At 53.6% G+C, this 2,656-nt stretch carries 1 protein-coding gene and 1 pseudogene; both read left to right on the plus strand.

Translation table 11 applies throughout. The annotated features are described in order from the left end of the window. The first annotated feature begins 579 nt into the window (after positions 1-579). Entirely contained in the window at positions 580-1,617 is a 1,038-nt protein-coding gene (locus FQ746_RS24525) for a DUF6708 domain-containing protein (RefSeq protein WP_144112288.1), read from the plus strand. Positions 1,618-2,250: 633 nt separating this feature from the next. Continuing rightward, positions 2,251-2,457: pseudogene (locus tag FQ746_RS35320) on the plus strand (hypothetical protein); the annotation flags it as partial. Positions 2,458-2,656 lie beyond the last annotated feature (199 nt).

Here is a 2,656-nt window from a genome sequence, read left to right on the forward strand (position 1 = left end):
TGCACTGGGTAACCTGTGGATGGCACGCAAGCAATTGCTCAAAGCGTGAAACGCGAGGGCGTGGGCGGCCTCATGCGCGGGCAAACGTGAATCACACGGCCGAATCAAAACCTATGACCAGCGCCACAGCATGTTTGCAATGTAGTGGCACGCGCTGCAAACAGCCCACGCGCAGAAAACGGGTTTTGCAGACCTTCCCTAGTGCCACGGGCGATTCTCAGGTGTCGGCTGACAGTATATCCTCGGCATCGATCGCTCGACGGGCTGCTCGGAGAGAACAACCGTCGGCTTTTTATGTCGCGCGTTATTAACGGGACAAATTCTTTTAATCAATCAAGAATGCCACAGGCTCAAGCCTTGACGCAATAAACTATATCGTCATTATTTGGCCCGTAGGCGACCCGTTTTTGGAATGAGTCGATTGGCAGCGGACTCATTATCCAATCGGCATCGAATTGGTTCGGATAAAAACGCCGGCCGAAGGATCTTTAGGAACGGCCCCAGCAGTCATCTCGATCGATATGTTCACCTTCAACACAAAGAAATTTCGCTTCCGAACTTCATGCGGCACACATTTTCGTGCATCATCAAAGCGATAGGCTGTGTGGCATTTCTTGCGAAACCGGAAAAAGCAAAGAACATTGGGAGCACACCAGAATGGCGTTAGACGGAACCGACTGGATAAGGTTAAGACGCCCTTTAACCGATATCGAGAAAGAACGTGAACTAAAGGTCGCGCAACCACAAGATGTCGAACCTGACGATCATTTTTCCGTGTTTTCGATGAATGAAACTTTTCTCGAAACAACAGACACGCATTTCCATTCACGCGGGGTCCTCTCGTGGGGAGGACTCGCCGTAGTTGTTATGGGAGGCCTCATCGCCTATGGCGCAGCTGACAATCTCACAGTGACGCCGGAACACGTCGATGCAACCGAACTCGCGATAGGCCGATTTTTTATGGGGCTTTTTGTTCTTGGAGGACTGGTGATTCTCGGCATTGGGCTATGGCTTCTTTCGCAGGAGATGTTTACCTGGAGCCGTCGTCCTATCCGATTCAATCGCCAGTCGGCGATGATTTATGCTTATCGGGGAGCGCCTGGTAAAGAGGTGATCGCCGTTCCGTGGAAGCAAGCCTTTTTCTTTATTCAGGAGGGGCGCGATTCTATGACACGAGCGTTCATCTATAGCATCCGCTGCCATGTTCTGGACGAAGCCCACATGATTATTCAAACGTTTTCGATCGGAAATCCTGTGATATCGGCGTATCGAGACGATACTGACACGGGCCGAGCGTTGGCGTCTCGGGTGAAAGCCGAATTCGAATTCATCCGGCAATATATGGAAAATGGACCGGCAGGACTGACTCACTCAGAGTTGGTACCCTCAACCGTTTCGGTTCGCAGCTCCATGCGTTTATGGCTTCACGACCGGAAAGCCCTCAAAGCAGAGAAAAATTCTGTTGCGTCGATCATGGCTGTCGCAATGGTTCCATTAGCGATACTTTATGGGACGCTCAACTATATTGGTCGACTCACGAGCCGCGAGCCACGCTGGCCGCCCATGGTCGACGAGGATTGCAAAAGCACGCAAGGCGTGACCAGCACATCCGATTGAAAACTCATCTTTATTGCAAAAGGCCGAAGGATACATCCCGCGATCTCCGAGTTAGACTGTTCGACATCGGGTTCGCAGCGGTTCAGCCGATATTCGGTCGGACTGGACGAATCATCGCGCAATGTCGCTTCTCAAGCCTTGGTATAGCTACGCTGGAGTAACGCCTTGGCTCGATCGAAATCGGCTTGACCGCGCAAGGATCCCCAATGCGAGCTTCAGGCCAGTGGTCGCTGGGGCCTGTCGATCCACCTACCCCAATCACCCACCACAAGAACCCGCGGCAAAAAGTCATCAACCACCCGCCCTACCACCCTTATCCATTCGGCTAATCTGCTGATTTCACCCCCTCGCCCAAATCCAAGATAGCTTCCCGCCTTTATAATTCCCAAGTCGCAGGGAAACACCCAGCGACCAGGTTTGACAGCCTGCCCACCAAACCCGCACGCCTGCTCAGTCAGGCCGTGCGTCTGCCGCTGCACGTCCAGTTCTCAATGGGCGGGCCGTAGCGGGAGAGCCGCGAGGCTCGCTGGTTCGGTTTGGTGCCAGTCTGTCAATCCCGCTAACGTGCCCGCTCACCCTCTTTCAAAAGACAAAGTGCCCGGGCGCCCCAAGCAACAAAAGGGAGAACGCACCATGCCCAAGCTCGTCAAATCTCACCCAACCGAACGCCCGCCAGTCGACGCACTTCAATACGAGAAACTTGCACTCACCGCTTTCGACCTATGTGACCGGCAAGCCACTCAACTCGAGACTCTGCTCACACTCGCGCAATCGATAGTTAGAAATCCTGCAATAACCCGAGACGAGAGAACTCGTCAAAGAACGCTACTGACATTGCTAGGGAAGGTCTGCAAAACCCGTTTTCTGCGCGTGGGCTGTTTGCAGCGCGTGCCACTACATTGCAAACATGCTGCGGCGCTGGTCATAGGTTTTGATTCGGCCGTGTGATTCACGTTTGCCCGCGCATGAGGCCGCCCACGCCCTCGCGTTTCACGCTTTGAGCAATTGCTTGCGTGCCATCCACAGGTTACCCAGTGCA

Origin of the sequence: Paraburkholderia sp. BCC1886, assembly GCF_900996245.1 — a bacterium.
Classification (GTDB): domain Bacteria; phylum Pseudomonadota; class Gammaproteobacteria; order Burkholderiales; family Burkholderiaceae; genus Paraburkholderia.